Genomic DNA, 23908 nt, shown 5'->3' with positions numbered 1-23908 from the left:
GCCATGCCGACCTGCCCGAACGGGCACCAGTCCGCCTCCGAGGACTGGTGCGAGGTCTGCGGCCACCGCATGGCTGCCGCCACGAGCGCCCCCGCGGCGCCTTCCTACGGCTACGGCTACCCTCCCACGGCCGGTGAGCCGACCGCGCAGGCGGAGCTGTGCCCGCAGTGCCGGACGCCGCGCGAGGCCATGGCCCCGTTCTGCGAGGAGTGCCGGTACAACTTCCTGACGCGTTCGGCGACTTCGTATACGCCGCTCGCCCAGGAGACGGGCCCGGTCGCGGGCACCGGGAGCGTGGGGACCCCGCCTCCCCCGCCGCCGCAGGCCCCGCCGACGTTCTCGCAGGACCACTTCGACTACCAGGGCTCGCGGCCGTCCCGGGTCAACCGGCCGGCCGAGCCGCTCCAGCGCGAGGACGACTGGCTGCTGCCGCCTCCCTCGCACGAGCAGCAGGCACACGGGCAGCCGTCGCACGCGCAGCAGTCACACCAACAGCCCTCGCACCAGCAGCAGCCCGTGCAGCAGCCCCTCCGGCAGGAGTACCAGCAGCCGCACTACCAGCAGCAGCCTCCGCCGCAGCAGCAGGAGTACCAGCAGCACTCGCAACATCAGCAACAGCAGGTCCCGCAGCACCAGGCGCAGCAGCATCACCAGCAGCAACAGCACTACGGGTCCCAGGGTCAGGCTCCGTCGCAGGTCGGCGGCGCCTGGAGCGCGACGGTCGGCCCGGACCGCTCGTACTTCATGGCGATGATGCAGCGCAGCGGCCCGGAGGCGGCCGGGTTGAACCTGCCCGCGTACTCCCCGGAGCAGCATCTCGCGCTCTCCGGCGGTCAGATCACCATCGGCCGCCGGCGCGCCTCCTCGGGCGAGTCCCCGGACATCGACCTCTCGGTGCCCCCGGAGGACCCGGGCGTCTCCCACCAGCACGCGGTGCTCGTCCAGCAGCCCGACGGGAGCTGGGCGGTGGTGGACCAGAACTCCACCAACGGCACGACCATCAACGGCGGTGAGGAACCGATCCAGCCGTACGTGCCGATCACCCTCGGCGACGGCGACCAGGTCCACGTCGGCGCCTGGACCACGATCACCGTCCGCCGGGGTTAGGCGGTCGTCCCGACCTCCCCCAGCGGCCACACGTACGGGCCCTGGGGGTCGTCGAGCCACGACCACTGTCCCTCCGACGTGAGCGTGACGCCGAACCGCTCGCGCGCCGGGCGCCCCTCGCGGCGCCACAGGTCCAGGGCCTCCCGGGGGTGCAGGACGCCCTCGGTGAGGATCAGCAGGAACTGGAAGCGCTCGTTGTCCACCAGCTCGTACGGGAGTCCGTGTTGGGGCAGCGAGGGGGCGTGCGGGGCCGCGCCCGCCCCGCGCAGCGGCACGAAGTACGCCGAGGTGTGCAGGAACCGGCCCTCCGCGAAGTCCGCGTCCCGCACGGTGAGCGCGATCAGCCCGGTCGACAGCGGGGCCAGGATGCGCGCCCCGGGCCGGCACTGGGCCGGCCAGGCGTGCGGGATCAGCGGCAGCGTGCAGGTGACCAGGATCCGATCGAAGGGGGCGCGGGAGGGGCAGCCGCGCGCCCCGTCGCCGGTGACGACGGTCGGGTGCAGGCCGAGCTGCGCCAGGTGCGCCCGCGCCGACTCGGTGATCTCCTCGTCCAGGTCCACCGTGGTGACCAGTTCCTCGCCGAGCCGGTGGCAGAGCAGGGCCGCGTTGTAGCCGGTGCCCGCGCCGATCTCCAGCACGTTGTTCCCGTCACGCACCTCCAGCGCCTCCAGCATCCTCGCCATCAGGGAGGGCTGGCTGCTGGAGGAGACCAGCTCCCCGTCGCGCAGCCGGGTGGCGAGCGGGGTGTCCGTGTACACGCCGCGCAGCCAGCGGGCCCGCCGTTCGGGGTCCGGGTCCTCGGCCCAGAGCCGCTCGTGTCCGGCTCCACGACCGGTCCAGAAGTACGGGACGAAGACGTGCCGGGGCACCGCGGCGAAGGCCGCACGCCAGTCGGGGTCGTCCAGGGCCCCGGCCGCGATCAACTCCATGACCTGGGCCGCGTGCGCGGTCTCGCGCAGGTCGCGTACTTCGGCATCTGCGCCCATGTCTCCACTGTGCTGCCCTGCGGGGGCGAAGGCCAACGCTGGTCGGGCGTGTTCCCGCGCGTCGCGGCGTGGCGGGCGGGGCCCCGGGCTTGCGGGGAGGGTCCTAGGACCCCGGTCCTCGGTCCGGGCGTCTGAGACGATGGTCAGGTGAATGACGATCCGCAGGGCACGGTCCAGGAGCAGACCTTCTACGAGCTTGTGGGCGGCGAGGCCACCTTCCGCCGCCTGGTCCACCGGTTCTACCAGGGTGTCGCGGAAGACCCGCTGCTGCGCCCGATGTACCCGGAGGAGGACCTGGGGCCGGCCGAGGAGCGGTTCGCGCTGTTCCTCATGCAGTACTGGGGCGGCCCGAACACCTACAGCGAGAACCGCGGGCACCCGCGCCTGCGGATGCGGCACGCCCCGTTCCAGGTGGACGCGGCCGCGCACGACGCGTGGCTGGGTCACATGCGGGTCGCGGTGGACGAGCTGGGCTTGGCGCCGGAGCACGAGGCGCAGCTGTGGCGGTACCTGACGTACGCGGCCGCATCGATGATCAACACGGCGGGCTGAGGCGGGCGGCGGAACGCACCCGCCGCGAGGCCCCGCGAGCCCGGCATGATCCGAAGGACAGGCCCTAGACCGGTCGGACCAGCAGGGCGCCGAGGCCACCGGTCCCGCCGGGGCGGCGCATGGCGACGGACCCGTACGGGGTGCGCAGCCGCAGCCATCCCCCGGACGCCAGCAGCGCCACCGGTGCGGGGGCCGCGGGCGGCCCGGTGGGACCGGCGGGTGCGGAGGCCCGTACCGGCCGCAGGAAGCCCAGGGACTGCGCGGCGTGCACGGCGCGCAGCGGAAGTTCGGTGTCCCCCAGCGTGCGGGACCAGATCTCGCGGCCGATGCGGTCGCGCTCGGACCGGGTCCGGTGCTGCGGGGGCAGGGCCTCGTCCCGGGCCCGGAACTCGGCGACGGCGTCCGCCACGGCGGCCCGCATCGCCTCGGGGCCGGGCAGGCCGTCCACCGGCTCCCAGCCGCCGCGCGGAGGCAGGACGCCCACCCAGGGCGGTCCGGTGACCGGGCCGGGCACGACGACGCTCGCGGCGCCCTCGTCCACCGATTCCAGCAGCTCACCGGCGGACACCGTCAGGTCCAGGGGCGTCCCGACGGGCGCGGCGAGCCGCACCGTGCGGACGGCCAGTACCTCGAAGGACGGCGGCCGCCCGAAAACGGCGAGCGCGCCACCGCCCGCCCGCGCCTGCAGGCGGACGGCGGCGGCGCGGTCGTAGTGCACGAGCCGGCCCAGGAAGGCGGCGAGGTCCGCCGCCTCCCCGGAGTCGGCGAAGTGCAGCCGCTCGTTCATGCCGCGATGCCCCTGGCACCGGCAGCGGCGCCGGACTTCGGCTCGTCCAGGTACTCCTGGAGGAAGAGCTTTTCCTCGGCCGTGATGCGGCGGGGCCGCCCCTCGGCGAGGTTGTACGGCACGACCACGGTCTCGGCGCGCACGTAGACCGTCTCGGGCGCGTCCTCCGTCGCCTCGTCCTTGACCTCGTAGCGGATGGTCAGGGACGCGGCGCCTATCCGGGTCACCCAGGATTCGATGAGGACCGGCTCGTGGCGGTGCACGAGGGGCAGCTTGTAGTCGATCTCGTGGCGGGCCACGACGGAGCCGCCCGTGAAGGACTCACTGCCCTCCCCCGGCGCGAGGCGGAACATGAAGTCGATCCGTGCCTCCTCCAGATAGCGGAGGAAGACGACATTGTTGACGTGTCCGAAGGCATCCATGTCCGCCCAGCGGAGGGGGCATCGGTAGCGGTGTCTGGCCATGGTCTGTGACCTCGGCCCTCAGCCTCGGGTGAGCTTCTTGTAGGTGGCGCGGTGCGGACGGGTCGCGTCCGCGCCGAGCCGCTCGACCTTGTTCTTCTCGTACGACTCGAAGTTGCCCTCGAACCAGTACCACTTGGACTCGCCCTCGTACGCCAGGATGTGCGTGGCGACTCGGTCCAGGAACCAGCGGTCGTGGGAGATGACCACGGCCGCGCCCGGGAACTCCAGGAGCGCGTTCTCGAGCGAGGACAGGGTCTCGACGTCGAGGTCGTTGGTGGGCTCGTCGAGGAGCAGCAGGTTGCCGCCCTCCTTGAGCGTCAGCGCCAGGTTCAGGCGGTTGCGCTCACCACCGGAGAGGATGCCGGCCGCCTTCTGCTGGTCCGGACCCTTGAAGCCGAAAGCGCTGACGTACGCGCGGGACGGCATCTCGACCTGGCCCACGTTGATGTAGTCCAGCTCGTCCGACACGACCGCCCAGAGGGACTTCTTGGGGTCGATGTTGGCGCGGCTCTGGTCGACGTACGAGATCTTGACGGTCTCGCCGACCTTGACGGAGCCGGAGTCCGGCTCCTCCAGGCCCAGGAGCATCTTGAAGAGCGTGGTCTTGCCGGCGCCGTTCGGGCCGATGATGCCGACGATGCCGTTGCGCGGCAGCGTGAAGGACAGGTCGTCGACAAGGACCTTGTCGCCGAAAGCCTTGTTGAGGTTGTTGACCTCGACCACGATCGAGCCCAGACGCGGGCCCGGCGGGATCTGGATCTCCTCGAAGTCCAGCTTCCGCATCTTGTCCGCCTCGGCGGCCATCTCCTCGTAGCGAGCGAGACGGGCCTTGGACTTGGTCTGGCGGCCCTTCGCGTTGGAGCGGACCCACTCCAGCTCTTCCTTGAGGCGCTTCTGGCGCTTCTCGTCCTTGCGGCCCTCGACCTTGAGACGCGTGGCCTTCTTCTCCAGGTAGGTGGAGTAGTTGCCCTCGTACGGGTGGGCGCGGCCGCGGTCGAGCTCGAGGATCCACTCGGCGACGTTGTTCAGGAAGTACCGGTCGTGGGTGACGGCCACGACGGCGCCCGCGTACTGCGAAAGGTGCTGCTCCAGCCAGTTCACCGACTCGGCGTCGAGGTGGTTGGTGGGCTCGTCGAGGAGGAGCAGGTCCGGGGCCTCGATCAGCAGCTTGCAGAGCGCGACGCGGCGCTTCTCGCCACCGGAGAGGTTGGTGACGGCCCAGTCGCCGGGCGGGCAGCCCAGGGCGTCCATGGCCTGCTCCAGCTGGGCGTCGAGGTCCCAGGCGTTGGCGTGGTCCAGGACTTCCTGGAGCTTGCCCATCTCGTCCATGAGCGCGTCGGTGTAGTCGGTCGCCATTTCCTCGGCGACCTCGTTGAAGCGCTTCAGCTTGCCCATGATCTCGGCGGCGCCGTCCTGGACGTTCTCCAGGACCGTCTTCGACTCGTCGAGCTTGGGCTCCTGCATGAGGATGCCGACGGTGAAGCCGGGAGACAGGTACGCCTCGCCGTTGGACGGCTGCTCCAGTCCCGCCATGATCTTGAGGACGGTGGACTTACCGGCGCCGTTCGGGCCGACCACACCGATCTTCGCGCCGGGCAGGAAGTTCAGGGTGACGTCATCAAGAATCACCTTGTCGCCGTGCGCCTTGCGCGTCTTGCGCATGGTGTAGATGAACTCAGCCAAGAGAAACCGTCCGGCAGATCGATGGGTGGGCAGATACACCCCATCTTGCCAGGCGTCCATAGCTGCGGGCGAATGGGTAGGTCAGGCCCCCCTGACCCGGGCCGGCCCGAGCCGGCCAGGCCGGCGGGTGCCGTGACGGCTTCCGACCAGGCCTCGCCGCAGGCGCTCGAGGGCGCGGGGTGGCCGGGGCCGGGCGGCGGGGCGGATCTCCGGCCGGGGCACGACCGCGCCCCGGCGCGTGGGCGGCGCCGGGGCGGGCGGGGTGTGGTCGTCGCGCCGCGGGCGGGGTGTGGTCGTCGCGCCGCGGTCAGCGCGGGCGGTAGACGGTGAGGGCTTCCGGCAGCTCGTCGAGCACGAAGGCGGTGGGGGCCTTGGCGTACTCCCCGTCGTAGGCGAGGGGGGTGCCGGGCGGCACGTCCGAGATCCGCAGGCTCCGCAGGCGGGTGGCGGTGTGGACCGGGGAACGGCTGAGGGGCCCGGTGAAGGCCGCGGCCAACAGGCGCGGGCCGGGACGACCGCCGCCGAAGACGAGCCGTACGTCGAGGAGCCCCTCGCCGAGGTTGTCGCGGCGCCGGGGGGCGGGGCCGCTGCCGTGGTACGTCCCGTTGCCCGCGAACAGCAGCCAGACGCTGCGCGGACGCCCGGCGAGGCTGAGCCGTACGGGCCGTTCGGCCCGCAGCACCCGCCACGCCGCCAGCAGCGCGGCCGGGCCGCTCCCGATCCGGGGCGCCCACCGCAGCCGATGGCGCAGCAGCTCGGGGTAGGCGCCGATGCTGAAGTTGTTCAGGAAGTACCCCGACTCCTCGCGCCCGGCCTCGGAACCGGCCGCGGCCACGTCCGCGGGGTCGGGGTGGCGCCGCGGGCCGGGGGTGAAGCGTCCGACGCCGACGCGGACCGCGTGCCCGTCGGCAACGGCCCGGCAGGTGTCCTCCGCTCCGGCGAGCCCGAGGTCGAGGGCGAAGTGGTTCAGGGTCCCGCCGGGGAACACCGCGAGCGGCACCCCGGCGCGCAGCGCGGCCGTGGCCGCCGCGTTGATCGTGCCGTCGCCGCCGCAGACGCCGAGCACCTGGGCCCGGGACGCCGCCGCGGCCAGTTCCGACTCCAGCTCGGCGCTCTCGCAGTGGACCAGCTCCGCCTTCGGAAGCCGGCGCTTGAGGACGTCGAGGCCGGCGAAGGCGGCGGAACCCGAACCGGAGTTGATCACCACGGTCAGGCCGTCGCCGTCCGGCAGCGCGGGCGCCCCCGCGTCCGGCCGTTCGTCACCCGGTACGACCCGGGCCTCCTGCACGTCGCGCGCGAGCCGGCGGACGAGGAACCCGGCGGCCACCCCGAGCGCCGCGCCCGCCGCCACGTCGGACGGGTAGTGGACCCCGGTGTAGACGCGGGAGAACGCGACCGACGCGGCGACGGGGGCCAGCGCGAGGCCCCACCCCGGCGCCTCCAGCGCCAGCCCGGCGGTGAAGGCGAACGCCGAGGCCGCGTGTCCGGAGGGGAACGAGGTGGTCTGCGGCTGGGTGCGCAGCTGCCGGGTGACGGGCACCCCTTCCAGCACGGGTCGGCACCGGCGTACGGACCACTTGCCGACGGTGTTGATCGTCGCCGAGGCCAGCGCGAGGGAGGTGATCCCCCGCACGGCGGCCTTGCGTGTCCGGGCCGAACCGAAGGCGGCGAGCGCCGCGGCGGCACCGCCCCACAGGACGCCGTGGTTCGCGGCCCGACCCAACCTCGGCAGCACCCGGTCGGCCCCGGGCCAGTGCCGGAGGGCCACCGCGTCGAACAACTGCCGGTCCCATCGCGCGACCGACCCCTGCCAGGTCAATTCCTGTTCAGCCATCCTCAGCGCCTACCCCGCGCCACGGATCCGGAACCAACCCCACCCGCCACCCGGGCCACCGGGCGCAGGCCGTCCTTCTCGGACCGCTCCGAGCCCACGAAGGCAGGCCCTAGACCTCGTCCTGCTCGCCCTCCAGCGGGCGCTTGCGCAGCAGCAGGACGACCATGCCGCCCAGCACCACCAGGCCGACCGCGAGGGAGGCGATCACCGGGGTGGCCGCCGAGCTGCCGCTGGTCGCGAGGCGTTCGCCGGCCGGGGAGTCCTCGGTCTCGGTGGTGGGCTCGGAGCCGACCGACGGGACGGCCGTACCGGACACGGCGCCCATCGGTACCGGTTCGGGCGCCGGCCAGAGCGCCGTCGCCGTGGCGGTGGTCGCGGATTCGCTGGAGCCCGCCACGATCTGCGCCTGGTTCGGGATGCCGTTGGCGAAGAGCCGTCCGACGGGCACCTTCGTGGAGCCCTGCACGATGACCGAGGCGAGCCCGTCGGCCGTGCCCGGCGGCACCTCGAAGTACAGCCGGGTGCCGTCGGTGGCGGCGGTCAGCGGTCGCCCCTGCTCGTCGACCACCCGCACGCCCATGGCCAGGGCCGCCGCGTCGGGGGTGACCGTGACGCTCTGGGCCCCGGTGCGCACCGTGACCGGGCCGAGCCGGCCGCCGACGGCTCCCGTCACCGCACCCGACACCTCGCCGGGGTCCAGCGCCAGCGAGGGCGGCGGTTCCGCCATCCGGCCCGCCTCACGCTGGAGGTAGTCGGCCAGTTGTTCCGCCGCCGGGTCGGAGGCTTCCACGTGCGCCCCGTCCGCCAGCCGCCAGATCGCGACCTGTGTGCCGGCGGCGGCGCTCTCCGCGGTGAGGGGGGCGGCGCCGGCGACCTTGGCGAGCTCCGCCAGGTCGTTGAGCTGGGGGTAGGAGTGCTCCAGCACCCAGCGGATCCGGCCCGCGCCGTCCTTGCCTTCGAGGGGGCTGTCGGTCCAGCCGCTCTCGGTGTACCGGGCCTCGGGCTGTGCGTAGCCCGCGACGCCGACCCCGTAGGTCTGGAGCATGCCGCCACCGTCGACCCGCATCTCGTGCAGTCCGGCCGGGACCTGCCGTACGGCTCCGTCGTTGGTGCGCAGGACCGCCTGCCCGTAGGTCTTCAGCCCGTCCAGCACGGCGCTCGCACCCTCGGGGGCCCGGCCCGGTGTGGGCTCGGAGTCCGCCGCGACCGCGGCGCCGGGCGTGGCGGCCAGGGCCGCGGCCAACAGCGCCACCGCCGCCAACGACCTGCGTGTGGAGCCCCGTCCGGGGACGGCGGGTCCGGGGACGCGTGCGGTGGCGGGTGCGGCGATGGCGGGAGCGGGATCGGGAACGGAGGATGCGGGAACAGCGATCGACACAGTCTTCCCCTTCGGGCCGAGGACCCGGGTGCCGAGGACCCGGGTGCCCGTGAGTACCGGGGAATCCTAACCGCCTCGAACACTCAGACCACCGCCGCCTTCTGAGCCGTCATCAGCGGGGTGTCCGTTGTGACGACGCGCCGGAAGGCCGCCGTCCCCCGGTTGAGGTCGTGTCCGATGGCGACGGCCTCGATGTCCGCGGAGAACCATCGCGCCCCGTCCCCGTCGGGCGGATTGTCGCGGACCCGCAGCCTTCCGTGCACGACGAGGGGTTCGCCGACGGACACGGAACTCGCCAGGTTCAACGCGAGGGTCCGTCGTGCCCAGACGGTGAAGAAGCTGGTCGCGGCGTCCGACCAGGTGTCCGTCCGCCGGTCGAAGTACCTCGGCGTCACCGCGAATCGGAACCTCGCCGACGGTCCTGTCGGCGTCTCCTTGAAGTCGATCCGCGTCGCCACGTGTCCCACCAGCGTCACCAGGGTGTCGTTCATCCCGGTCGCCCTCCCCCGCATGCCGCACCCGTGCGGACCGTCCGCACGAGGTACGACCATGCTGGCCCGACGTCCCGGATCCCGCTCAGGCCTGTGGACTACTGACGGGTTGTGGAAAACTTCGCCACCGTCGCGTACTGCTCGCGCACCTCCCGGTAGCGCAGCAGCTCGGCCGCGACGGGCTCCAGCACCCGGGCCCGCCCGCACCCGGCCGCCGCCTGCCGCAACCGGCGTTCGGCGTCCTGTCCGTACCTGCGGGCCGGTCCCCGGGCGGCGATCGAGCAGGCCCATTCGACGAGCGGCCCGCCGACGATGCCCGCCACCATCAGCAGCACCGGCGGCATCAGGTGCGGCGGCAGGACCCCGGCGATCTGCCCGACCAGCCACAGGCCACCGTAGATCTGGAGCAGGGTCATCGCGGCCTGGGCCAGCACCGCGGCGGGCCACCAGCCGGGGCGCGGCGGTTTGACGTGGGGCACGGTGACCGCCGTGCCCAGGGTCACCGCGATCTCGTCCAGTGCCTCCGGCAGCCGGTCGGCGCCGCGCACCGCGGTCTCGCGGACCGCCTGGGCCCAGGGGTCGGGCAGCCCGATGACCGCCTCGTCCGCGACCGTCCGTACGGCCTGCTCCACCCGCTGCCGGGCGGTGACCTCCTCCTCGACGGGCAACTCGGTCGCCGTCGGGGTCCGTCCGATCGCGGCGAGGGCGGCCAGGCCGGCCAGCGAGCGCGGGGCGCGCCGGCTCTCGTACCAGCGCCACAGCCGCAGCCACGGCGTCCCGCAGGCCTTGCCGGCGTTGCGCCGCCAGGCCCGTTCGGCGGCGAGACCGGCCGCGTACGCGCCGACGGCCTCGGCGAGCCGGTCCTCGAACTCGGCGCGCGCCACCTCCCCGATCTCGGGCCCGGGGTGCCCGTCGGCGACGTACAGCGGCCTGAGGTGCAGCGCGGCCCGGTCGACGTCGGCGGAGATGCGCCGGGTGGCCGCGCCCTTCTCCTGGGTGAACTGTCCGAGGAGCTCGCGCAGTTCCCCGACGCCCTCACCCGTCAGGGCGGAGATTCCGAGGACGGTCGCCCCGGGTTCGCCGTGTTCCCCGAGGGCGATCCCGTCGTCGTCCAGCAGTCGTCGCAGGTCGTCCAGGACCAGGTCGGCCGACTCGCCGGGCAGCCGGTCCACCTGGTTCAGCACGACGAACGTCACCTCGGCGTGCCCGGCCAGCGGGCGCAGGTACTTCTCGTGGAGGACGGCGTCCGCGTACTTCTCGGGGTCCACCACCCACACCACGGCGTCGACCAGCGCCAGCACCCGGTCCACGTGGTCCCGGTGGGCGCCGACTGCCGAGTCCAGGTCCGGAAGGTCCACGAGGACCATCCCCCGCAGCGCCTCGGCCTCCGCGGTCTCGCGCGGCCGACGTCGCAGCCGGCCGGGGATCTCCAGCCGGTCCAGCAGGCCCGCCGCACCGTCCGACCAACTGCACGCGATCGGCGCGGCCGTGGTCGGCCGGCGCAGACCCGTCTCGGAGATCTGCACCCCGGCGAGTGAATTGAAGAGGGTGGACTTGCCGCTTCCGGTGGCGCCGGCGATCGCGACGACCGTGTGCTGGGCCGAGAGCCCGCGCCGCGCCGCGGCCTCGTCGAGGATCCGTCCGGCCTCGGCGAGGCTCTTGCCGTCGAGGATCCGGGTCCTGGAGAGCCCGATGAGCTGGCGCAGTGCTTCGAGGCGGGTGCGCAGGGCCTGCGCCTCGGGGCTGAGCGGGGGCGCGGTCACCTTGCCGCCGTCGCTGCCGGCGCCGGAGACGGCCCGTACGAGCGCGTCGTCGCCGCCCTCGCCGTCCCTCTCCTCCTGCTCCTCGTCGAACTCCAGGGTCTGGGGGCGCGATCGCGCGATGAGTCCGTCGTCCCAGCGGTCGTCGGTGCGGTCGGTCAAGGCGGTCACCGTGTCACCTCTCCTTCTGCAGTACGGACAACGCGGCGATCAGCTCGGCCTGTGGTTCCGGGGTCACTTCGAGGGCTTCCAGGGGGGCGAGGCGGCGGTCGCGTTCGGCGCGCAGCACCTGGTCCAGGTGTTCGCCGACCAGTTCGCCGCCGCGGTCCCGCAGCCGTACGGCGGCCTGTACGCCGATCCGCTCGGCGAGCTTCTCGCCCGCCGGGCGGGCCCGCTTGCCGCCGAGGAGCGCGGCGACCAAGAGGGCCGCGACGCCGTCGGGGTCGGGCGCGGGCTGCTTGTCGAGCCGCGCGACCTCCTCCTCGGCGAGTTCCTCCAGCACGCGCCGCCAGCGGCGCACGGCCATGCCGATACGGTCCGCCGCCTCACGGTCGGGCGCCGGCAGGGCGACCGCGGCGGCCGCCGGTTCGCGCCGCCAGGCCTCCGCGATCCGCTCGTCGGCGGCGGCCACGGCGCACTGGAGCAGCGCGGCGAGCGACTCGGCGAGGGAGTCGAGCAGTTCGTCGGCGGTGGTGTCGAGGGGGTAGCCGCGCCACCTGGTGAGCGCGTCGCCGGCCAGGACCGCGCCCTTGTCGAGCCGGTTGCGCACCCGCTTGCCCTCGCGGCGGTAGGCGTCCGTGACGGCCGATGTCAGCCGTACGGCGGCGGCGTGCTGGGCGGCCACCGCGGAGGCGAGTTCCGGCATCCGGCGGCCGAGGGAGTCCAGCGCGCCCAGCGCGGTCCGCCCGACGGCGTACTGCCGGGCGGCGGGGTCCTGGGCGTGGTGGCTGAGCCATGCGAAGAGCGGCGCGACGGCGCTGGCCGGCAGCAACCCGCCCCCGCCGGTGGACTCGGGCAGCTCGGGCACCGTGAACCGGGGCACGTCGCCGAGCCCGGCCCGGGTGAGCAGGGCCCCGTACTGCCGGGAGACGTCGACGAGCACCTGGTGCGGTACCCGGTCGAGCACCGTGACCAGGGTGGCGTTGTACTGCTTGGCGGTGCGCAGCAGGTGCCAGGGGACGGCGTCGGCGTACCGCGAGGCGGTGGTGACCATCACCCAGACGTCCGCGGCGCAGATGAGGTCGGAGGCGAGGGTGCGGTTCTCGACGACGAGGGAGTCGATGTCGGGGGCGTCGAGGATGGCGAGCCCGCGCGGCAGGGTCGAGACGGTCTCGATCCGCAGTTCGCGGGTGGCGTGGGTGTTCCCGCGGGGCGGCTTCCTGGTCGCGGGAGGGGATTCGTCCTCCTCGTGGGGCACCCAGACCCGCACCAGGTCGGGCAGGACGCGCATCCCGGCGAACCAGTGATGATCATCCGGATGGCAGACAAGCACCGGGATTCGTGTCGTGGGACGCAACACCCCGGCTTCGCTGACCTGCCTCCCCACGAGGGAGTTGACGAGGGTGGACTTACCGGCCCCGGTGGACCCGCCGACGACGGCGAGCAGCGGCGCCTCGGGCGCCTTCAGCCGGGGAACGAGGTAGTCGTCGAGCTGCGCGAGCAGCTCGGCTCTGGTCTGGCGGGCGCGCGGAGCGCCGGGCAGGGGCAGCGGCAGACGCACGGACGCGACCCGGTCGCGCAGGGCGGACAGGGCATCGAGCAGCTGAGGCCGAACATCCAAGGTCACCACATGCGAAGAATGCCCAATTTAGGACCATTTTTGAAGCTTATACGTCCTCTGCGCGCCGACCGCCACCCCGGAGAGACATCCCGGGACACGACGGACGAGCGGGACTCAGGCATAACGAGTGCACAACACCCGGGGCGACGCGGCGCAAAAGCGATGCGAAAATCGCACCTGCCTGCGATTATCGGGACCGCTTCACCGAACCTCCACATCGTGGCACGCGGGTGAAGCAACCGGGACAAGGTGAGTGGAGCCCTATCCTTGACCCGGCACGGCCCACGGTCCCACCCCCACCTCGGGGCTCCAGGACACCACGGCCACCTTCCGGCCCCCGTAGCTCAGTGGATAGAGCAGGTGCCTTCTAAGCACTTGGCCGCAGGTTCGAGTCCTGCCGGGGGCACCACTTCTCCACCCCTCGAAGCCCTCCCCCACGGGAGGGCTTTCGTGCAGGTCAGCGGCGTGCCGGCGCAGTCTCCGCAGCAGCGCCGCAAGCGCATCCGGGGGCCTGACGGCGCCTCCGGCGGCCCGACCCGGACGGCTCTCGAAGGTCACCCGTTCGCCGCGCCGCCGAGTTCCCCGCCCAGTTCCCCGCCGACTTCCCCGCCGGCGCCCACGGCGACCCGAGAGGGGACAAATCGGCATTCCGGTTGAAGACGGAACGAATGTCGGATCATTCTTTCCGTCATGAGTCTCGTCTCCACCGCCGCCGCCGACGTGTCCGATCCACACGACTACGCCCTCGAATGGGCGCTGGTGGACGTGGAGACCTCCGGGTTGACGCCGCGACAGCATCGGGTGCTCTCGGTGGCGGTGGTGACGCTCGGCCCGGACGGCCGACAGACGGACGAGTTCTCGACCCTGCTGGACCCCGGCTGCGATCCCGGCCCCGTCCACGTCCACGGACTGACCGCGGAGCGGCTGCGCGGGCAGCCCACCTTCGGGCAGGTCGCGGGGCGGATCGCGGAACTGCTCCGGGACCGCGTCCTGGTCGCCCACAACGCCCAGTTCGACTACGACTTCCTGGCGCACGAGTTCGCGCGGGCCGGGGTCCACCTGCCCGTGGCGCGCCGGCTGTGCACCCTCGCGCTGAACCGGCGCGTGGACCCGCCGACCCCGGACCTGCGCCTGGGGACGCTGGCCGCCCACTACGGCGTGAAGCAGACCCGGGCGCACGACGCCCTGGACGACACCCGGGTCCTCGCCGGAATCCTGCGCGCCACCCTGAAGGAGGCGGCCCGGCTGGACCTGCCGTTGCCGTTGGTCCCCTGCCCGCCCCGGCAGGACCCCCGGTTCGCGCCCAAGGCTCCCAAGACCCCGTGTGCGTACCGCAACCCCGGGAGGCCGGACGCGGGCGGTCGCCTCGTCCAGGGCATGAAGATCTCGATCACGGGTGACACCGAGACCGCGCGCGCCGACCTCGTGGCGCGGTCCGTCGCCGCCGGCCTGAACGTGATGGGCAACGTCAGCCGACACACCAGCGTCCTGGTCACGAACGACACCGCCTCGGGGTCCGTCAAGGCCCGGCGGGCGATCGCGGAGGGCGTCCCGGTGGTCGACGAGCGCGCGTTCCTCCGACTGCTGGACGACGTACGGCCGGGAACCGCGCACGAGAACCCGACGGCCACGGAACCGGCGGCCACGGAACCGGCGGGGACGGGGACGGCGGCGACGGCCGCGATCCCGCACCAGGCGACACCGGCCGCGCGACCCACGCCGGCCGCCGCGACCTCTCCGGCCGACCCGCCCTCTCCGGCCGCCGCGCCCACACCGCCCAACGCCCCCTCACCGACCACGCCTGTCGCCGCGCCCGCCCGCCGGCCCGAGGTCCCGGCCGGGGTGCGGCCGTTGACCGGGCGGCGGGTCCTCGTCCTGGGCGGGACACATCCCGTCTCCTCGCGGGCCCGCGGCCGGATCGTCGAACTCGGCGGGTCCGCCGCCGTCAACCTCTCCGCGAGCGTCACGGACGTCGTCCTCCTCCCGGGCGCCGAGACCGACCGGCGGATGGCCCGGATCACCTCCCTGCTGATCCCGACGCACGACGCGGACTGGCTCACCACGCCCGGAACGCCCCCCACCGGCTCCGAAGCCGGCTCCGCCCACGACTCCGCCGCCGGCTCCCCGGCCGACGACGCGCGGGCCCGGTCCCCGCGGGTACTGCCGCGGGGCGGGGTGATCGACCTTCCCGGTACGGCAACGGAGTTCCGCTGGGACGTGGGCGCTTCCTGGGCCCAGCAGACGCGTTGCGAGATCGACGTGGTCGCCTTCGTCGTCGACGAGGACGAACAGGTCTCCTGCGACGAGGACTTCGTCTTCCACGGGGCCCCGGAGAACCCGAACGGATCCGTACGGCTGCTCGGCGACGGGCCGACCGAGCAGACGATCGGCATCGATCTCGGCGCCATGCCGCCTGCCGCCCGCCGAGTCGTCGTCTGCGCCGCGATCGACGGCGCGCCCGCCTTCGGCGAGGTCGGCGCCGTCCAGGTCACCGTGGCGGCGGGCACGGGCGCGATGCCGCTGGCGCAGGTCACGGTGGACGCCGCCACGACCGAACGCACCATGGTCCTCGCGGAGATCTACCGCCGCGGCCCGCTCTGGCGCTTCCGCGCCGTCGGCCAGGGGTACGACCACGGCCTGGCGGCCCTCGCGCGGACCTACGGCGTCGACGTCGCCGACTGAGCCGGCGCCCCGGAAACCGGCTCCCGAAACACCGGCCGGACACATCCGGCATGGGGTATTTTCGTATCATCGGTCACGCAGCCACCTGCGACGGAGGCCGGGAGCCGTGTCCGCACCATCCCCGCGACCGCCTCCAGGACGCCCCTCGCGACCCGACGACCGGGCGTACGACCTCTGCCCGTCCCGGCCCGCCTCGACCGCCTCGACCGCCTCGCGAACGTCGGTCGACATGACGTTCTTCGGCGGATCGATCACCGTCGACCGCGTCGCTCGCTAGCGTGATCCGTGGAAGAACGTCGTATCGACCAGACGGAAACACACCTGGTCGACTCTGAATCACTTGTGAGGCATGGGTGGGGAACCCGCAAATGGACGCGGCCTGGTCGCGTTATCAGAGCATGCTCGACGGGATGCTCCCGCACGAGGCGACGCAGCAGTTGCACGACCTCTTCGTACCGGACGAGGTGATCGAGGAGATGGTGCGCCGCCACGAGGCGGCCACCACCGAGATCGCCACCCTGCGCGAACCGCTGGCCGTGGGGCGGGAGAACGCCGTCCGCTGGTACGCGGGGCCGCGCGCCGGGGACCGGAACTGGCCCGCGTTCGAGAAGCGGTTGGGGCGCCATCTCGACCGGGACGAGGTCAGGAAGATCGACACGGCCTCCGATCGCGTCGTCGCCATGCTCGACCATCCGGCCACCCCCACCTTCCGTTCCCGCGGCCTGGTCCTCGGACACGTGCAGTCGGGCAAGACCAGCAACTTCACGGCGGTGTGCTGCAAGGCGGCGGACCGCGGCTACCGCATGTTCATCGTCCTGTCCGGCGTCACGAACTCGCTGCGCCGGCAGACCCAGACCCGCCTGATCCGCGACCTCGTGGATCTCAACCCGCCGCTCTGGCACCAGATCACCAAGGCGGAACACGACTTCCAGCCGCCGCCGAACGCCCAGTCCTTCCTGGCGTCCAAGGACCAGTGCCTGCTCCTGGTGGTCAAGAAGAACGGACCGGTTCTGAAGAAGCTGCGGGACTGGCTGGAGGAGGCGCGCGAGCAACTCGTCAACTGCCCGACGCTGATCATCGACGACGAGGCGGACCAGGCGACCATCGCCACGCGCAGGATCAATCCGCTCATCCGAGACGTCATCGGCCGCATTCCCAAGGTCTGTTACGTCGGGTACACGGCGACGCCGTTCGCCAACCTCCTCGTCGACCCGGTGGACGAGGAGGACTTCTACCCGCGCGACTTCATCCTCAGCCTGCCCCGCGGCGACGACTACCAGGGCCCGGAGACCCTCTTCGGCCGCAATCCCCTGGACCTGGAGGACCCGGCCGAGGTCCCCGGCGGCCTCGACATGATCCGGACGATTCCCGACGACGAACTCGCCCTCCTGCGACCGGCGAAACGGTCCGCGATCCCCGACTTCGCCCCCGAGGAGGCCTCCTCGCTCCGCCGGGCCGTCCTCTGGTTCTGGCTGGCCACCGCCGCGCGGCACGTCCGCGGGCAGGGCGACGGGCACTCGTCGATGCTGATCCACGCGCACTCCGACACCCGCGTCCACGACTCGTACCAGCCCGTGCTCCAGGCGCTCCGCGACGAGGCGGCGCACGGCGTCCGGGAGGACGACCCCGCCGTCGTCGGGGAGTTCCGCGACCTCTGGGACGAGGAGTCGCGTCGCGTGACGCCGCAGGACGGCGGCCCCCCGCTCGACTTCGCGTCCGTGCGCGCCGCGCTGGAGCCGGTGGTCTCCGGGACGCGCATCGTCATGGACCACTACCGCAGCACGGATCGCCTCGACTACGACTCCGGGCCCGTCAACGTCATCGCCGTCGGCGGGAACACCCTCTCCCGGGGACTCACCCTGGAGGGGCTCGTGGTGAGCTTCTTCGTGCGCTCGTCCAACGTCTACGACACCCTCCTCCAGATGGGGCGTTGGTTCGGCTACCGCCCCGGCTACGAGGACCTGCCGCGCATCTTCATGCCCGCCGAGACCCGTCGCTGGTTCACGCACCTGGCGACGGTCGAGGCGGAGATGCGCGTGGAGATCGACCGGTACATCACGGAGCACCTCACCCCGCTGGACATGGCCGTGCGCATCAGGTCCCACCCCAAGATGAAGGTGACCTCTCCGGCCAAGTCCAAGGGTGCCGTGCGCGGCGCCGCCTCCTACGGCGGTCAACTCGTCGAGACCCGCTACTTCCCCTGCGAGAAGACCGCCGAGGACGAGCGGTGGCACGAGGACAACGCGGCCGCGGTGTCGCGGTTGTTGGCCGCCGCGCACCGTGAGGGCACCCTCGACGCGAAGACCCGGGCCGGGCGGGCCCTGTGGCGAGGGATCCCCGTGGAACACGTCCTCGCGTTCGTCGACGAGTACCGCTTCCATCCCAAGGCCCTCGACGCCGCCCGCGACCTGCTCGGCGGGTACATCGGCAAGCGGAGCAAGGCCGGCGGTCTGGTCAGCTGGAACGTGGGAGTCGTCGGGAAGCGGCCCGCCGGCGGCGGATTGATCGGGTTGCCCCACGGCGGCGCGGTGGATCCCGTGGTCCGTACCCGGCTGGACCTCGGCGTGAGCGACCCGGTCGCCGACATCAAGACCCTCACCGGTTCCCGAGACGAGGCGCTGGACCTCGACATCCCCGAGGGCGAGGAGGTCAACCGCAGCCTGCTCCAGCGGCTGCGGACCTCCCAGCAGCCCGAGCGCGGGCTGATCCTGCTGTACCCGATCGACGCCAAGGCCCCGGTCCCGGTGCGCGGCGCGGCGGGACAGGAGCGGGCGGTGGCCGGTCGGGCCCCGCTGGACGCGCCGGGCGACATCGTCTGGGGCGCCGCCCTGGTCTTCCCGAAGCCGACCGGCGGCGTGGACCTCGGCGTCGAGTACGACTACCTCCAGGCCGACCTCTCGCGCGTGTTCCCCACCGCCGGCGAGGACGAGGACGAGGACATCTCGGTGCTCGAACAGGACCTCGACGGCGGCCCGGAGGGCGCCGCGTGACCGCGCGCCCCTGGTCCGCCGCAACCGTCCGGCTGCGTGAACTCTTCGAATCGCAGTGGAACGCGCTCGACCGGCGGGCGGCCGGGACGGCCGGCGGCCCGGGGTCGGGCCACGCGGCGGCGGGCGGCACGGCGTCCCACGGCCCCGGGCACGGCGGCTCGGTGATCACGGCGAAGCTGGAGATCGACACCCCTCAGGGCGCGCTCCGCCTCGGCCTCGACGGCAACGGGCTGCGTCACCTGCTGGTGCCGATCGGGCCGTCGGCCGGGGTCGAGGACGACGTGCGCAGCGCCGGCGTCCGCCTCACCACCCGGACGCTGTCGCACGACGACGGCCTCCCGGTGCGTTACGCGGACATCGCCTGCCTCAGGCGTGATCTCGCCGGGACGTTCACGGGGCTGGTCGCGGACCTCGCCGGGCTGATCCTCGCCCAACCGGATCAGGCCCCCTCGCTCATCGTCCGTACGCTGCACGCCTGGAGGCTGCTGCTGGCGGGGGCGTCCACGAGTTGGACCGTGCCGCGCCTGGCCGGGCTCTTCGCCGAACTCCGCGTCCTGGAAGCCCTGCTGGACGTGAACCCGCAGGCCGTCCGGGCCTGGCTGGGTCCGCTCGGCTGCCCCCAGGACTTCCGGGGCGCCCACCACGCCATCGAGGTCAAGGGCAGCGTCGCCGCCGAAGGCCGCGTCATCCACGTCCACGGCGTCGACCAGTTGGACACGCCGCCGGAGGGCACGCTCACGCTGGCGTGGTCGCGCGTCACCGAGTCGGCGGCGCCCGGGGCGCGCTCCGTACCGGACCTGCTCGCGGCGTGCCGCGAACGGATCGACGACCTCGGGGCCTTCGAGACGCGACTGACGGCGCTCGGGCTGCCGCGGGGCGCGGAGTCCACGATCGACCGGGTCCGGTTCCTCACCGCGGAACAGCGCTGGTACGACGTGTCGGGAGACTTCCCCCGCATCGTCCCGGGCAGCTTCGCGGGCGGGACCGCGCCCACCGGGGTGCGGAGCGTGGAGTACCGGATCGACCTGAACACCGTCACGCACAGCGCCGAACCGGAGCGCGTCCTGAAGCGGCTGGGGGCCGACCTGTGAGCGAGACAGGCTGGTACGCGCAGCCCTTCCGGGCCGACGGCGGCATCACGGCGCGCGGTCTGCTGAGCCAACTGGGCAGCCCCAGCCTGTCCCCGCTGACGCTGCTCGTGCGCGAGGCGGCCCAGAACTCCTGGGACGCCCGCCTGCCCGATCAGGGCGTGGTGCGCTTCAGGCTCGACCTGGCCACGGTCGGCGCCGGCCACAGCGCTGCCTGGCGCCGCCTGTTCGCCGGCGGATCGTCGGGCACCACCCGCTCCGACACGATGTTCCGCCCGCTCTCCCAGGCGAAGTCCCTGCGCTACCTGGCGATATCCGACCGGGGCACGATGGGCCTGGCCGGCCCGACGCGCTCCGACGCCGGGAAGACCGCCCGGCGGGAATGGGCGCGGTTCGTCCTGAACAGCGGTGACCGGGACGGAGGCAGCGGCTCGACCGGCGGAGGCACGTTCGGCTACGGCAAGAGCGCCCTGTTCCGGATGTCGAAGGTCGGCTGCGTCTTCGCCCACACCCGGTTCCGGGACGACGACGGGCGGGTGCGTTCGCGTTTCATCGGCGTCGCGATCCGCGAGTCGTTCTGGGACGGGGAGACGCGGTACACCGGCCGGCACTGGTGGGGGCTCCCGGAGGCGGAGCACTGCGAACCGCTGACGGACGCCGGGGCGGACGCCGCGGCGCACGAGTTGGGGATACCCGGGTTCGCCGGCGAGGAGACCGGCACGACGCTCGTGGTGGTCGACCCCGACCTCACGGACCCGACGCTGCCGGACTCGGACACCACCCCCGAGTTGTCCGTGGCGGAGGCGGGCGCCTACCTCGCCGACGCCGCGGCCTGGAACCTGTGGCCCATCCTGCTCACCGACCGGGACCGGCGCATGAGCGTCACGGTCACGGCGAACGGGGTGGACGTCCCGGTGCCCGACGAGGGCTCCGACGCGGCCCTGGCCTTCTTCGCCGGCGCGTACCGCCAGGTCGCGGACGGTACGGCTCAGGTGTTGTCGTGCGGCAAGCCGCTCAGGGAACTGGGCCACTTCGCCCACGCCTTCACGTTCGGCGCCCTCGTGACGTCGCCGGCGGCGCGTGAGCTGGGCATCGAGGGCGCTCCCCGGCACGTCTGTCTGATGCGCGGACCGGAACTCGTGGTCCGCTATCACCCGGGGCCCGAGCGGTCGAATCCGGACGCCGGATACGCGGCGGTCTTCAAAGTCCTGGGCGACCTCGACGAGACGTTCGCCCGGGCGGAGCCGCCGACCCACGACGCGTGGGAGTACCAGCAGTTGCAGGGCCGCGAGGCGACGTTCGTACGGACCGCGGGCCGTCGGCTGAAGGAACAGTGCGACCGGCTGAGCGGCGCCCAGGCGCGCAAGGCCGTCAAGGTCGGCACCTACGCCATGGGGTCCGTGGCCCAGCGCCTGGGCCACCTGCTGGCGGGACCGGGCGGAACGGGCAGCGCGGTACTGCTGTCCGGCGCGCATCCCGGCACGGCGCGAACCGGCGGGAACGCGGCCGGTCCCGGCGGGCAATCGGCGGGCGCGCATCCGGCGGGGCCCTTCGTCGCGCCGGGATCGGACGGGCCCGGTCAGGACGTCGGCGGCGCGACCCCGGGCGCAGGAGCGGGTCCGGGCGGCGGAGCGGCCCCGGGCGGCGGGCGGTCCGGTGTCCGCCGGCCGAGCCTGATCGCCGGACCGCGCTTCGAGATGATCGACGGAAGGCCGTACGTGGTGCAGCGGGTACGGGTCCACGGACCCGACCGGGTGGAGGGCGCGGTGCGCGTGCTCACCGGTGACGGTGTGGCGGAAGGGACGTCCCCGACGGGGGTGACACCTCCCGAGGTGCACGGCTGGCGCCTGCCGTCGGACGGCTCCCTCGTGGCCGGCGAGGTGTTCTACCACGCCGGCGACGCCACGGAGGTCGATCTGATCGTCACCGCCGTCGCCGACGTGCTCGTCGACATCAGCGTGGTGGGTCGGGCATGAGCGTGCGCGTCTGGCCCTACCGCAGACCCCTCGACCGGATCCGCGCCGCCCCGTGGCGGCTGGGCGACACCGCCGGCGACCCCGTGCCGGCCGCGCTGCCCGCCTGGGACTACGCCTCGGACCTCACGCTGGCCCGGCTGGTCGAGATCGACCTCGCCGAGCTGCGCGCGGACTGCGGGCTGCCACCCGACGCGCCGCTGCGCCTGGCCGTGCGCCACTGGCCGTCCACGTCGCTGCTCCGCACGTCCGCCCACGCGCAGGACCTCGCGCCCCACCAGGACCGGGCGACCTGCGAGGTGCTGATCTCGGTCGACAGCTCCGAGTTGGGCGGCTTCCTGACGGTGGAGACCCTCGTCGTCCTCGCCGGCGATCTGCCGACCGCCGAGCCGTTCGTGGCGGCCCGCGGCGGATCCATCCTGTGGAGCGATCAGATACGCGTGCACCTGGAGGGCGGCGCCGGTCTGCTGCCGATCGCGCCGGTGTCCTTCGCGGAAGCCGGGCTCCCCGCCGGCTCGGCCTGGTACGTGAGCATGGACGGCGGGGACTGGCAGCAGGCCGCGATGGGCAGTCTGCTCGTCCTCCTCAACGAGGACAATCCCGCGGTCAAGCAGGCGATGGAGGCCTCGCGGAGCGAGCTCTCGGGAATGCTGTGGAGCATGTTGGAGGCCGACATCGTGACCGACCTGGTGGGACGGGCACTGGACGACGACGCGTTCGTCGACGAGACGCCCTCCGACGACCCCGACGGTGACCTGACGATGGCGGGGCTCGTGCGCGCCCTGGTCCGCACCTACCTGGCACGGCCGACCGAGTCCCCGGAGCAGGCGATCAAACGACTCCGCGACGACCGGCGCAGGGACCCCTCCCGGTTCCGCGCCGACGTCCACTGCGGTGTCCGGTTCCTCACGGACAGGGAGGCCACGTCATGAGCAGCGTCACGGGCGACGCCGGGACCGGGGTCATGAGCCTGCTCTACCCGCGCCTGCTGCCCGGGGAGACGGAGCGCCGGTTCCGCATGCTCCACGAGGTACCGGCGGGCGGGCACGCGTCCATGGCCGACAACCACTCCTCGCGGGCCGTGTACGCGGCCACGGGCGGGCGGCGGGTCACGCGCGACGAACTCGACCAACTCCGGGGCTCCGTGCTGCGTGTGGCGCACGACCAGGGCTTCCCGGCCGCCCCGTCCGCGGCGCAGCGCACCGCCTTCGACCGCGAGGCGGCGCAGGTGCTGCGGGAGGGGTGCCGGATGGTGCCCGGCGAGGCCGCGCAACGGCAGGTGTGGGCGTTCCTCGCGTTCGTGCTCCTTCCGGACGTGTGCGTCTGGCGGTGGCCCGCCGACGCGGGCAACCGTTACGCGGCCGACCGCTTCAAGGGCACCGACCTGACGCGGCACGCGCTCGCCCGGCTGTGGACCCGCGCGCACGTGCTCCGCGACGACGCGGCGGACGACCCGTACCACCTGCTGGACGTGCTCGGCGAGGCCGACCTCGACCAGATCATGGCGCGGCGCTCCGCACTCGCCGGGTCTCCGGCGCTGGTGCGGGCCATCGTGCGGACCCATCGGGACGACGAGGCGGGCGGCACGGGCCCCGCCTCCCGTGCCGTGGCGTCCCGTGCCGTGGCCTCTCCTGCCGTGGCCTCGCGTGCCGTGCTCCGGGAGAGCCTGACGCGGTTGCTGCGGCTCACGGCGTTCGTCGACCTGGACTCGGCGTCGGAACCGGAGCTGGGGCGCCTGGTGCGGCAGGTGCGGTCCGAGGCGCGGGCCGCGCTGGGCGGGTGAGGAGCGGGGATCGGGGCGCGCGGCTCAGGGGGCCGGGGCGGGCGCGCCGGGCTCAGGCGCCGGGGCTTCGAGGGGGCTCGGGGTTCGGGCCGGGCTCGGCGGCCTCGCGGGCCGCGCGCCACGTCGCGACCTCGGCTTCGACGTCGAAGGTGCCCAGGTTGAGGGGCGGCCCGGGCGGGGGCATGCGCAGGGCCTTGCCGATCTTCTCGTTGATCGCCGTGAGGATCCCCCGCACCTGCCGTTCGGACCGCGCCGCCCGGACCGCTTCCTTGGCGTCCTCGGCTTCCTTGCGCAGCGCGAGCGAGGGCGGAAGCGGGGAGAAGCCCTCGCGGTGCAGCTTGCCCTTGATCCACCAGAGTTCGTCGTACGGGGCGTCGAGCGAGGCCAGCGGCTTGCCGTAGCCCGGCAGGTTCTCGAATTCGCCCCGCTCGGCGGCCTCCCGGATCTGCCGGTCCACCCAGGACTCGATGCTGACGCCCGTCGGCTTGCGCTCGGTCACGGTTCCTCCTCGGACACGAGGACCCGCGCCCGCGCGGGGATCCCTGTACGACGAACTGCTCCTGCCATCCA

The 23908-nt window shown here is 73.2% G+C and carries 18 protein-coding genes and 1 tRNA gene; 9 read left to right on the top strand and 10 right to left on the bottom strand.

Translation table 11 applies throughout. The features are described 5' to 3' along the window. Positions 1-3 precede the first annotated feature (3 nt). The gene (locus OTB19_RS18515; protein ID WP_267799381.1) at positions 4-1107 is read left to right on the top strand and encodes an FHA domain-containing protein; all 1104 of its coding nucleotides are present in this window, start codon (positions 4-6) and stop codon (positions 1105-1107) included. Here OTB19_RS18515 and OTB19_RS18510 read toward each other — a convergent pair. After that, the gene (locus tag OTB19_RS18510; RefSeq protein WP_267799380.1) at positions 1104-2093 is read right to left on the bottom strand and encodes a methyltransferase domain-containing protein; all 990 of its coding nucleotides are present in this window, start codon (positions 2091-2093) and stop codon (positions 1104-1106) included. The genes OTB19_RS18515 and OTB19_RS18510 overlap by 4 nt on opposite strands. Before the next feature lie 147 nt (positions 2094-2240). On the opposite strand from OTB19_RS18510, the gene OTB19_RS18505 reads away from it, so the two are divergent. Further along, the gene (locus tag OTB19_RS18505; RefSeq protein ID WP_267799379.1) at positions 2241-2645 is read left to right on the top strand and encodes a globin; all 405 of its coding nucleotides are present in this window, start codon (positions 2241-2243) and stop codon (positions 2643-2645) included. A gap of 64 nt (positions 2646-2709) precedes the next feature. Here the strand turns inward: OTB19_RS18505 and OTB19_RS18500 are convergent, their stop codons facing one another. The 8 genes from OTB19_RS18500 to OTB19_RS18465 form a co-directional block, all read right to left on the bottom strand. Next, positions 2710-3432 (bottom strand): hypothetical protein, encoded by a 723-nt coding sequence (locus tag OTB19_RS18500; protein ID WP_267799378.1) that lies wholly within the window; start codon positions 3430-3432, stop codon positions 2710-2712. Then, positions 3429-3896: an acyl-CoA thioesterase gene (locus OTB19_RS18495; RefSeq protein ID WP_267799377.1), complete on the bottom strand. Its 468-nt coding sequence runs from the start codon at positions 3894-3896 to the stop codon at positions 3429-3431. The genes OTB19_RS18500 and OTB19_RS18495 overlap by 4 nt, the downstream gene beginning before the upstream one ends. 18 nt (positions 3897-3914) lie before the next feature. Next, the gene (ettA, locus tag OTB19_RS18490) at positions 3915-5579 is read right to left on the bottom strand and encodes an energy-dependent translational throttle protein EttA (RefSeq protein ID WP_267799376.1); all 1665 of its coding nucleotides are present in this window, start codon (positions 5577-5579) and stop codon (positions 3915-3917) included. A 307-nt stretch (positions 5580-5886) separates the two neighbouring features. Further along, a complete protein-coding gene (locus tag OTB19_RS18485; RefSeq protein WP_267799375.1) occupies positions 5887-7413 on the bottom strand; it encodes a bifunctional phosphatase PAP2/diacylglycerol kinase family protein in 1527 nt (508 codons plus the stop codon). Between the two features lie 109 nt (positions 7414-7522). Then, positions 7523-8791 (bottom strand): TQXA domain-containing protein, encoded by a 1269-nt coding sequence (locus OTB19_RS18480; RefSeq protein WP_420716856.1) that lies wholly within the window; start codon positions 8789-8791, stop codon positions 7523-7525. Between the two features lie 83 nt (positions 8792-8874). Further along, positions 8875-9282 (bottom strand): single-stranded DNA-binding protein, encoded by a 408-nt coding sequence (locus tag OTB19_RS18475; RefSeq protein WP_267799374.1) that lies wholly within the window; start codon positions 9280-9282, stop codon positions 8875-8877. Positions 9283-9380: 98 nt separating this feature from the next. Then, a complete protein-coding gene (locus tag OTB19_RS18470) occupies positions 9381-11213 on the bottom strand; it encodes a GTPase (RefSeq protein WP_267799373.1) in 1833 nt (610 codons plus the stop codon). Positions 11214-11217: 4 nt separating this feature from the next. Then, positions 11218-12822: a dynamin family protein gene (locus OTB19_RS18465; RefSeq protein WP_267799408.1), complete on the bottom strand. Its 1605-nt coding sequence runs from the start codon at positions 12820-12822 to the stop codon at positions 11218-11220. A gap of 333 nt (positions 12823-13155) precedes the next feature. On the opposite strand from OTB19_RS18465, the gene OTB19_RS18460 reads away from it, so the two are divergent. The 7 genes from OTB19_RS18460 (at position 13156) to OTB19_RS18430 (ending at position 23338) form a co-directional block, all read left to right on the top strand. Further along, positions 13156-13231 (top strand) — tRNA-Arg (locus OTB19_RS18460). 281 nt (positions 13232-13512) lie between these two features. After that, positions 13513-15504, top strand: coding sequence for a DEDDh family exonuclease (locus OTB19_RS18455; RefSeq protein ID WP_267799372.1), 1992 nt, complete (start codon positions 13513-13515; stop codon positions 15502-15504). Positions 15505-15872: 368 nt separating this feature from the next. Then, positions 15873-18494, top strand: coding sequence for a Z1 domain-containing protein (locus tag OTB19_RS18450; RefSeq protein ID WP_267799371.1), 2622 nt, complete (start codon positions 15873-15875; stop codon positions 18492-18494). Beyond that, positions 18491-19585, top strand: coding sequence for a PD-(D/E)XK motif protein (locus tag OTB19_RS18445; protein WP_267799370.1), 1095 nt, complete (start codon positions 18491-18493; stop codon positions 19583-19585). Before OTB19_RS18450 ends, OTB19_RS18445 begins: the two co-directional genes overlap by 4 nt. Then, a complete protein-coding gene (locus OTB19_RS18440) occupies positions 19582-21558 on the top strand; it encodes a hypothetical protein (RefSeq protein ID WP_267799369.1) in 1977 nt (658 codons plus the stop codon). The genes OTB19_RS18445 and OTB19_RS18440 overlap by 4 nt, the downstream gene beginning before the upstream one ends. Next, positions 21555-22487, top strand: coding sequence for a hypothetical protein (locus OTB19_RS18435; RefSeq protein WP_267799368.1), 933 nt, complete (start codon positions 21555-21557; stop codon positions 22485-22487). The genes OTB19_RS18440 and OTB19_RS18435 overlap by 4 nt, the downstream gene beginning before the upstream one ends. Continuing rightward, complete coding sequence (locus tag OTB19_RS18430; RefSeq protein ID WP_267799367.1) at positions 22484-23338, top strand: DUF6339 family protein; 855 nt, start codon at positions 22484-22486, stop codon at positions 23336-23338. Before OTB19_RS18435 ends, OTB19_RS18430 begins: the two co-directional genes overlap by 4 nt. A 52-nt stretch (positions 23339-23390) precedes the next feature. On the opposite strand, the gene OTB19_RS18425 is transcribed toward OTB19_RS18430, so the two are convergent. Continuing rightward, positions 23391-23837 (bottom strand): DUF1992 domain-containing protein, encoded by a 447-nt coding sequence (locus tag OTB19_RS18425; RefSeq protein WP_267799366.1) that lies wholly within the window; start codon positions 23835-23837, stop codon positions 23391-23393. Positions 23838-23908 lie beyond the last annotated feature (71 nt).

It is taken from the genome of Streptomyces sp. H27-H5, assembly GCF_026627505.1.
Taxonomy (GTDB): Bacteria; Actinomycetota; Actinomycetes; order Streptomycetales; family Streptomycetaceae; genus Streptomyces.
Note: the sequence above shows the minus strand (reverse complement) of the source record. Positions and strands in the feature narration are given on the sequence as shown.

Coding starts and splice junctions, on each gene's coding strand:
- OTB19_RS18515 (WP_267799381.1), top strand. CDS start 4: ATGCCGACCTGCCCGAACGGGCACCAGTCCGCCTCCGAGGACTGGTGC.
- OTB19_RS18510 (WP_267799380.1), bottom strand. CDS start 2,093: ATGGGCGCAGATGCCGAAGTACGCGACCTGCGCGAGACCGCGCACGCG.
- OTB19_RS18500 (WP_267799378.1), bottom strand. CDS start 3,432: ATGAACGAGCGGCTGCACTTCGCCGACTCCGGGGAGGCGGCGGACCTC.
- OTB19_RS18495 (WP_267799377.1), bottom strand. CDS start 3,896: ATGGCCAGACACCGCTACCGATGCCCCCTCCGCTGGGCGGACATGGAT.
- OTB19_RS18485 (WP_267799375.1), bottom strand. CDS start 7,413: ATGGCTGAACAGGAATTGACCTGGCAGGGGTCGGTCGCGCGATGGGAC.
- OTB19_RS18475 (WP_267799374.1), bottom strand. CDS start 9,282: ATGAACGACACCCTGGTGACGCTGGTGGGACACGTGGCGACGCGGATC.
- OTB19_RS18455 (WP_267799372.1), top strand. CDS start 13,513: ATGAGTCTCGTCTCCACCGCCGCCGCCGACGTGTCCGATCCACACGAC.
- OTB19_RS18450 (WP_267799371.1), top strand. CDS start 15,873: ATGGACGCGGCCTGGTCGCGTTATCAGAGCATGCTCGACGGGATGCTC.
- OTB19_RS18435 (WP_267799368.1), top strand. CDS start 21,555: ATGAGCGTGCGCGTCTGGCCCTACCGCAGACCCCTCGACCGGATCCGC.
- OTB19_RS18430 (WP_267799367.1), top strand. CDS start 22,484: ATGAGCAGCGTCACGGGCGACGCCGGGACCGGGGTCATGAGCCTGCTC.